This window comes from Lentilactobacillus farraginis DSM 18382 = JCM 14108 (assembly GCF_000583655.1).
Lineage (GTDB): Bacteria > Bacillota > Bacilli > Lactobacillales > Lactobacillaceae > Lentilactobacillus > Lentilactobacillus farraginis.
The window spans coordinates 1-7,789 of sequence record NZ_BAKI01000066.1; the positions used below are offsets into that span (position 1 = coordinate 1).

Genomic DNA, 7,789 nt, shown 5'->3' on the forward strand with positions numbered 1-7,789 from the left:
CTTTATTCAAATATTGTTATTTAGACAACTTTTTTGCAATCCAGTTACCAAGACTCTGGACAATTTGTACGAGGGCAATCAAAATCAAAATTGACGCATACATTACATCAGGCTGGTACCTTTGGAATCCGTACTGATAAGCAATATCACCAAGGCCGCCAGCGCCTACCAAGCCTGCCATAGCAGTTGCACCAATTAACCCGATAATTGAAATTGTTAAGCCTCGTGTAATACCACTTCGTGCTTCCCTCAAGAGAATAAAAAAACAATCTTACTGTTTTTTATTCCCATTGACTGATAAGCTTCAATAATTCCTGGATCAACATCAAGAAGTGAAGATTCAACTAAACGGGCAAGATAAGGTGCACAATAAATCACTAGCGGTAAAATAACCCCTCGAATACCAATAGTGGTACCGGCAACTATTTGCGTTACAGGTAGAATCAGAAATAGCAAAATAATAAACGGTAATGAGCGTAAAATATTTACAATTGTCTCAAAAATAGCATGCAAGGGCCGGTTAGGATACATACCATTTACATTGGTTTCTACCAAAAGAATTCCTAATGGTATCCCAATAATGATGGTAACAATCAATGTAATGGCCGTCATAGCCAATGTAGCGCCCAATCCAGTTGTAAGGGTTGACCCCCATTCACTGATAAAGTTACTCATAGGTCCGTCACCTCTTTTACAATTACACCTTGATCACGAATATACTTTAATTCTTGTGAATAGACATCATCTACTGATTTGATAGAAAGCAGCAATTTACCGTAAGGATTCCCCTTAAGGTAATTAATAGAACCCGCTAATATGTTGGGCTTAATGCCAAAGTGTTGAGAAAAATCTGCAATGATTGGTTGACTAGCTTCATTGCCAACAAATTGTAGTAATAAAAGCTTCTTAGTCTTTTGTTCAGCTTTCAAATAATCAATTGGAACGCCAAGAGAATCACTGGTTCCTAAGAATTTTTGAGTGATCGTCTTTTGGGGATGGGTAAATAAATCAATCGTTTTTCCTTGCTCGATTAAATTACCTTTATCAATTAAGGCGACCTTGTCGCAAATTTCTTGAACAACGTCAAGTTCATGAGTAATTAAAAAGATGGTAATTCCTAACTCGGTATTAATTTTTTGCAGTAGTCGCAAAATGGATTTTGTTGTTTCCGGATCCAGAGCACTAGTTGCTTCATCAGATAACAAGATTTCCGGCTCATGCGCCAACGCTCTAGCGACTGCAACACGTTGTCGTTGACCACCTGATAGTTGCGTTGGATAACTGTTGCGACGTTCCCACAATCCAACAATTTTTAAGTATTTCTCAACCCGTTCTCGAATGTCATTAACAGGTAATTTTTCTAGCTTTAACGGTAAGAAGATATTTTGGTATACCGTCGCCGTCTTTAACAAATTGTAGTTTTGAAAAATCATGCCAATTTTATGACGTAACTGCTGCAATCGTTTCTTGCTTAGCTTTGCAACATCTTCCCCACTAACAATGATTTCTCCACTCGTTGGACGCTCCAAGCCATTAATCATCCTGATTAACGTGCTTTTCCCAGCACCTGAATAACCGATCACTCCGAAGATTTCACCTTTTTGAACACTTAAAGAGACATTCTTTACGGCGTGGACCTCTTTAGCGTTTCCAACGGCTGCAAATGTTTTTGTGACGTTTTTAAACTTGATTAACTCTAAATTGTCTTTTTTTACCATTCGGGTACAAGCGCCCCCTTAAATTCCTTTTTAACATACTTTTTGATCTCTGGAGATTGGTAATACTTTTTGATTTGTTTTACGACTTTGTCATTTTGATGGCCGTCTTTAACAACAAAATAATTTGGCCAAGCATTGTTCTTTAACGATTCGTGATAAATTGCTTGCTTAAGGGTTAAGTTATTATCCAAAGCAAAATTGCTATTAATAGCAGCTGCATCAAACTCTTTAAGTTGTTTAGGAATTTGAGAAGCATCTAATTCATAAATTTTTAATTGCTTAGGATTAGAAGCTAGATCGTTTTTTGTGGCTTTCTCGCCAACTCCAGATTTAAGCTTTAAGATTCCCGCTTTTTGAAAAATTCGAAGGGCACGGGCTTCTTGGGTAGCATCATTTGGAACAGCAATTTTAGCACCCTTTTTTAAATCGGTAATTTTCTTAACCTTGTTCGAGTAGATTCCCATTGGTAAAGCAACCGTTTTAAATGCTTTGGCGAATTTATAGTTTTTATCCTTTTCCTGTGTTTTTAAAAATTGGGCTGTTTCAAATGAACTCGCCTGAATATCACCAGCGTTAAGAGCAGAGTTAGGGGTATTATAATCCGTAAATGATTTTATGTTGATCGTTAAGCCGTGTTTAGCCGCAATTTTTTTAACCTGTTGCATAATTTGCTCATGAGGTCCAGCAGTAACTCCAACAGTGATGTTCTTGGTGCTTAACGGTTTTGATGAGTCATTCCCGCATCCAGTAAGAAAAACTAGAATGCTAAACAATGAAGCTGTAAGTGCAATTGCTTTTAAGATTCTTTTCTTCATGATTAAATCTCTCCAATTTAGTATTTAATTATTGAGTGACTATTTCAGCATGTTCAGCTAGGTGAACTAAATCACGCAAAAAGTCATGTGCCTGTGCGTTGTAATGGTACTTTTTGCCAAGGTCATAAAGATAACCATTAATGTAATCCACCTCAGTTGGGCGTTGTTTACTGATATCCTGGTACATCGACGGATAGTGAAGTGGTGTAACATCCCTAGTAGCGTGAACAATCGCATTAAACTCTTCCTCTTTGGAATTTAAAGGCTCAATTCCGGCTAAATCACAGACATGATAAGCTTCATTAATTAATCGGTTAATGAGTTTGGTCGATACTGATGCCGATATAAACTCACCTTCTTTAAGCTTATACATTGAGCAAAGCGTATTAACAACGGAATTATAAATCACTTTTGTTAACAAAGTACCCAAAAAATTAGTTGTTAATTTAGGACCCAATTGAGCTTTCTTAAATTCACTAACAACTTGCTTAGTGAACTTATCTGGCTTTTCCGTTTCATTTACTAAATGTATTGTTCCGGTTCCCTTTTTACCAATGAAATCAACGTCACCTGCATCATTTAAAACAGTTCCAATCATTGCAGTACCAGCAATTACTTTTTCTGCCTTGAAATATTTATTAATTTTTTCAATATGTCCCATACCATTCATTAATGTGATAGCGTACTGTTGGTCATCAAATAGTTGCGCCGATCTTTTTAGCATAGCCTTTAAACCCATCTGCTTTGTAAAAATAATAAAAGCATCTGGATGGCCATGATAATTTCCGGAAAAGTAATATTGATTAGAACAAGGTGCCGATTTTCTCCATCTCTAGATACATACACCCCGCCCTGTTTAGTGATCGTAGATACTTGTCTATCCCAAGTGTCAATGAAATCAACTTTTTGGCCTGACTGTTGAAGTAGAATTCCGAATCTCAGCCCCATAGCACCTGAACCTAAGACAGCATAATGCATAATCATTTCATCCTTTCAATTTTACACAGTAATAATAAAATATCCTTTGGTTCATACGCCCAAAGGATATATCACACACTTCTTAAATCATTTACCCCCACAAAAGCCATCAGAGACACTTTTTGTGTCATTGCAAGTTGCCATAAATGAAATTTATTATTTGTATCAACTCCATTTAGACATTTAATGTGCCGATTTTTCCTCATTTATTTTAAAGTATTCACAAGTTTTATAGCCTATTCAAGTAAGTTAAGAATATAAACGCCCAACTGGATAGTCGACAAATTCCACTTAACCTATCTTGGAACAACTGCAAAAGCTCTTACTGGAAATCCTGGTGCTTCTTCTGCTTTGGGAACAGAAATAAAGATATAAGCACCTGTTGCTGGAACCAGATCAAGATTATCGAGCAATTCAACCTGATAATGACCATGTGAGAGTACATAATATTCGCCAACCAAACCATGTTCCTGTTTAACGGCGGTGTCTGTATCAAAAGTTTCGTGTCCATTTGCTGTTACACCGCGTTGTTCATAAATAAATTTTAAGGCATCTAAATCCCAACCAGGATAATGTGCTTGCTTTTTGTCATCCAAATTTTCAAATTTTTCTTGGCTGGGCCAACGCTTAGACCAGTCAGTACGTAAAGCAACAAATGAGTTTGCCGGAATCTTTCCATGCTTCTTTTCCCATTCTTTAATATCATTTACAGACAGAGAAGAATCTGGGCTTTTCTTAGCTGCAGCAGAATTGTCGATCACAACCAATGGAAGAACTAATTCTTTGAGCGAGAAATTCTCAACATATTTATCTTGGTGCTCGTCAAAGTGGATTGGGGGATCAATATGCGTACCAAATTGGCCAGGAAAAGTATATTGTTTAACATAAAATCCATCTGAATGGGTAAAAATAGTTTTAAATTCTGGTCGCGCAAATGATGGGAAGCGTGGACTTTCCGGCCCAAATGAGTGGGTTAGATCAACCCAATTAAAAGCCTTCAATTGTTCTACAACTTTTCCGACGGATTTTGGATCGCCGGTATTTTCACCTGTTGTAAATTTTACATTTGATTTTGTTGTAAGTGTCATAATGAAATTCCTCCTAATCTTTGTTTGAGAAGTCTAGACTTGGTGTTTTCTTGGAGAAGAAATGGGTTTTAGCAACTAAAATAGCTACGCCAACCAAAATCCAAACAACACCGACAATTTTCGATTCAATCGATAGGCTTAAGAAAATCCATGTGCTAACGGCGAAACCAATGAAGGGCGAAACTAAATATTTAATAAACGATGAAACCGAACTATGATCGCCCTTAACATAAAATTTCCAGATAACGGATAGATTTAACAAAATGAATCCAAACAAAGCACCAAAACTAACTAAATTGGAAACCGTATCTTGAGAAAGTGTCAATGATAGGATCAATGATGCCAAGCCAACCAAGACGATAGCAAAAATTGGTGTTCGATATTTCTTATGCAATTTAGCAAAGGCTGAAGGTAAAATACCATCACGCCCCATTGCATAAAGAATTCGTGAAACCGCTGTTTGGCCTTCTTGACCACTAGCAAACCCAAATGACAGGATAATCGTTACATCTGCTAACTTAACTAACCAAGTACCCCCAACGCGTTGTAAAATTCCCAAAAAGGCGGTATTCGGATTTAAGTTTTGATAATCTGGAGCAACAAATCCAGCAAGAACTGTGATAACAACAAATAAAATTCCAATTGATAAAATTGAAAGGATAATTGCTCGTCCAATTGAGTGATGCGGATCTTCAGCTTCTTCAGAAAGAGTACTGATGGCATCAAAGCCTAAGTAACTAACGATAACAATTCCAGTTGCTTGAAGCACTCCTTGAATATTAAAGTGCTGCGGGTTATAAAAAGAAATTGCCTGTGGTTGAATTGTTCCCGATAGCAGAAGTCTAATAGTACCAATAATAAAGGCAACTAAAACAATTCCTTGCAATGCAAATAAAATCCAACTAACTTTGGTAACCACATTGGCACCCAAGATATTGACAAAGGTATTAAACAGAACTAGGATTACGATCCAAGCCCACCCAGGAACTGCCGGAAACAATGATTCACCAAACGATTGACTGATTAAATATGTGATGGTCGGAATCAAAAAATAATCGAGTGTAATCCCCCAACCACCAATAAAGCCTAAGCCAGCATTGGTTCCTTGTTGAACATACGTATAAACTGATCCGGAAAAAGGATATCGAGCTGCCATAGTAGCATAACTGAATCCCGTAAAAAGCATTGCAACCATCCCAACAAAATAGGCTAAAGCCACCATGCCATTTGCTGGGGTTAAGAATGAGCCATAGAAAGCTAATGGTGCGACTGGAATCATAAATGTAATACCGTAAACCAATAAATCTTTTGTAGATAGGCTGACTTTAAGCCCACCTTCTATACTTGCGTTTTCTGCCATAAAATAATACCTCCTTAAATAAAAATTAAATCAACTCTCCGATTAAGAACTAAATAAATTACAAAAACTAATTCCTTAATCTCAATTAACTCCATTCCAACAAAAAAAGTCGCCCCTTGTTGTCAAATTAATGACAAACAAGGGGCGACTTTTGATCGCTTTACCACCCTACATTCGCACCTAAAAGGTGCCTCAACAGTACTTGATAATACCAGGGAAGCTAACGGTTCCTACCGGCTTATCCAGCAAATACAACACCGGATAGCTCCTTTTTGAAGCTCATCTTCACTTTGAGATTAATATCCGCTTTCACCAACTCGGACTCTCTTTAATTAATCTGTTCAGTTACTCTTCTTCTCTTAGGATTATTAAAACGGAATTAAAAGATTGTGAAAATAATAAGCCCAAAAATTCTAATTGTCAATACTTCTTATTAAAATTATTTGTTTTTTTCAACTTTTTTTCACTTTTTTTCAACCCTTTTTTCAACTTTTTATCAAATCAGATCTAGTAGCTGAAGGAGGAAAAAGTAATCAACTAGGCTACTGAACACTGATGCCTGCAAACGAAGTATCAAAAAGATTTTTAATTGAAGATCCAATCAGATTATTGTTTTATCACAGAAAATCAGGCCAAAAAATCAAATTATAAAAATTTATCGCCTAAACCTTTAATGATTCACATTTGGAAAGCATCTAGAAACTGGTTACGAAACAACAAAAAGTAAGCTAGAATTTCTCCTACTAATCGGGGCGTGCCTTTCAAGTATCTGTCTAGCTTCGACCTCAAAACTATTTTACAAAAATCACAATTCGTTTATTTGCCGAAACAAAGTGTCCATTTTGGAGGATAAAACGGGTAGTCAAATGATAAACTTTGATATCTTTTACCTTTAAAATAGTGCCATGACGATCATGTTTTACCTTATTGCTTAAGTTTAGTTTTCGGTACTCGTTAAGCCCTTTCTTACCTATCACTTTGATACTTGCAACCTTATTCTGATAATAAACTGGTTGAACATATTTTGAACTAGCTGTTAAATAACCGCGCCGCCCAGCAGTTCTGCTCCGTGAATTAATGTCAACCACCTTGTATCGCAATCGGCCACTGTTATCACGTACATAGTCAGTAACTTTGAACATAGGACGATCTACCCTTGCTCGTTTAGCATATGAAGTTAGTCGATTTTCCTGGCTAAAATTAGCGCTCTTATGCAAATATACCTTTTTTACCGCGTAAATAATAATCGACTGCTTTGGGGCTTTCTTCTTACTATTGACATCAGTCTTCGGAATCTCTGTTGAAGAATTGCTACTTGACGTTTCAGCTAAGCTTGATGAACTAGTTGAACTTGAAGTTGATGATGAGACCTGTGTCGAATCACTACTTTGAGAAGGCGTTGTGGCAGAAGGTGCCGGTGTGGGTGTCTGAGTTTGATGTTTAAGTTCTTTAAATAATCCATTATTCTCAAATAAACTACCAACCTTTAACAACAAACGATCTTGATTTTTAGCAGCCTCAAATTGAATCCCTAAAGGCATCCCATCTGAACTAACATAAGTTGGCAAACTAATGGCTGGGTCACCTGATAAATTAGCCAATTGAGTGAATGGCGTTTTGGACAAACCGTGTAACCATGCATTATAGATAAGCTGCAATTGTTGAGAACTATCTAAATTACCACTATTTTTTAATTGTTCAACATACTCTGCAAAAAAGCCGGGTCATCATTTCTCGGTGCTGTTGTGGCAGTTGTTGGAGTCAAGTACAATGGATATTTCTCATGAAATGCCGTCATTTGCTGATTAATCAGGTTAAGCTCATTATTAT

5 protein-coding genes and 2 pseudogenes are annotated in these 7,789 nt (G+C 36.8%); all 7 read right to left on the reverse strand.

The features are described from left to right. Positions 1-16: 16 nt before the first annotated feature. Positions 17-675 (reverse strand): annotated as a pseudogene (locus JCM14108_RS16165) (methionine ABC transporter permease). Continuing rightward, entirely contained in the window at positions 672-1,718 is a 1,047-nt protein-coding gene (locus JCM14108_RS13135; RefSeq protein ID WP_035181390.1) for a methionine ABC transporter ATP-binding protein, read from the reverse strand. Before JCM14108_RS13135 ends, JCM14108_RS16165 begins: the two are co-directional and overlap by 4 nt. Continuing rightward, positions 1,712-2,533, reverse strand: coding sequence for a MetQ/NlpA family ABC transporter substrate-binding protein (locus JCM14108_RS13140; protein WP_035181392.1), 822 nt, complete (start codon positions 2,531-2,533; stop codon positions 1,712-1,714). The genes JCM14108_RS13135 and JCM14108_RS13140 overlap by 7 nt, the downstream gene beginning before the upstream one ends. 28 nt (positions 2,534-2,561) lie before the next feature. Next, positions 2,562-3,517 (reverse strand): annotated as a pseudogene (locus JCM14108_RS13145) (ketopantoate reductase family protein). 290 nt (positions 3,518-3,807) lie between these two features. After that, positions 3,808-4,599 (reverse strand): cyclase family protein, encoded by a 792-nt coding sequence (locus JCM14108_RS13150; protein WP_035181394.1) that lies wholly within the window; start codon positions 4,597-4,599, stop codon positions 3,808-3,810. A gap of 13 nt (positions 4,600-4,612) precedes the next feature. After that, entirely contained in the window at positions 4,613-5,959 is a 1,347-nt protein-coding gene (locus JCM14108_RS13155) for an APC family permease (protein WP_035181395.1), read from the reverse strand. A gap of 791 nt (positions 5,960-6,750) precedes the next feature. Then, positions 6,751-7,617 carry a DUF5776 domain-containing protein gene (locus JCM14108_RS13160; RefSeq protein WP_051996221.1) on the reverse strand — a complete coding sequence of 289 codons (867 nt, stop codon included), beginning with the start codon at positions 7,615-7,617 and terminating at the stop codon, positions 6,751-6,753. Positions 7,618-7,789: the final 172 nt, after the last annotated feature.

What these genes read in the sequence shown, in the direction of transcription:
- JCM14108_RS13135 (WP_035181390.1), bottom strand. Translation starts at nt 1,718, where the DNA reads ATGGTAAAAAAAGACAATTTAGAGTTAATCAAGTTTAAAAACGTCACA.
- JCM14108_RS13140 (WP_035181392.1), bottom strand. Translation starts at nt 2,533, where the DNA reads ATGAAGAAAAGAATCTTAAAAGCAATTGCACTTACAGCTTCATTGTTT.
- JCM14108_RS13155 (WP_035181395.1), bottom strand. Translation starts at nt 5,959, where the DNA reads ATGGCAGAAAACGCAAGTATAGAAGGTGGGCTTAAAGTCAGCCTATCT.
- JCM14108_RS13150 (WP_035181394.1), bottom strand. Translation starts at nt 4,599, where the DNA reads ATGACACTTACAACAAAATCAAATGTAAAATTTACAACAGGTGAAAAT.